We start from the raw sequence: 891 nt of genomic DNA, 5'->3' as shown, positions 1-891 counted from the left end.
ATGCTGACCTAAACACGTGCTGTACTTTGTGCATACTTTTATTTTATGTTTACTCAAGAGATCTTGTGACAGGTATGAATAGTGTTAAGGCTGATGAAATCAGCGAACTGTTTGCCGTCGTCGCATCAGGCAGCTTTTCTGGATAGAGAAAATTTCTCCCGCAATCTGTAAATTAGTATCAAAAAGAGTGACTAAATGGACATTCATCATGTGGCAGCATTTTCATACCTTAGCACCGGTGGCAATCCTGCCGGAGTAGGGCTGTGCGATCGTTTACCGGATGCAGCCTTTATGCAAAAAATGGCATCGGAACTGGGRTATTCAGAAACTGTTTTTGCAGCCCCTGAAGGGACTGGATGGCGTGTGCGCTATTTTGCGCCAGCTATGGAGGTAGATTTCTGCGGCCATGCAACCATCGCTCTGGGGGCAGTTCTGGCTCGTCAGCATGGAGACGGCGATTTTGCTCTGCACCTCAACCGGGCTGAAATAACGGTTAAAGGATATTACACCGGAAGGGAGTGGGGGGCCGCCTTTATATCACCGCCAACCCATAGCAAGCACGCTACATCCAAGGCACTGCAAGATGCGCTCAGCCTTTTTGGCCTCAGCCACGACAAACTCGATCCAAACATCCCTCCAGCGGTGGCGCATGGTGGGGGCGATCACCTTATTCTTGCATTACGGGATCGTGAAACACTTAACGCCATGGCGTATGACTTGGCGAAGGGCGAGAAGCTGGCACGTCGTGAAGGGTATACAACATTCAGTCTGATCTTTGCCGAGAATTCACGCTTTTTTCATGTCCGTAATCCTTTTCCTGCCGGTGGCATTTATGAAGATCCGGCTACCGGAGCAGCCGCAGCAGCACTGGCAGGATATCTGAGGGACATC

At 50.0% G+C, this 891-nt stretch carries 1 protein-coding gene; it reads left to right on the top strand.

Features of this window, described 5'->3' with window-relative positions:
• Positions 1 to 195 precede the first annotated feature (195 nt).
• Positions 196 to 891, top strand: a 696-nt coding sequence (locus AC1DUO_RS25530; RefSeq protein ID WP_477989488.1) for a PhzF family phenazine biosynthesis protein, incomplete at its 3' end; no start/stop codon positions are given.

The sequence above is a fragment of the Rahnella sp. P4_A8 genome (assembly GCF_056402435.1).
This window is presented reverse-complemented; position numbering and strand designations above follow the sequence as displayed.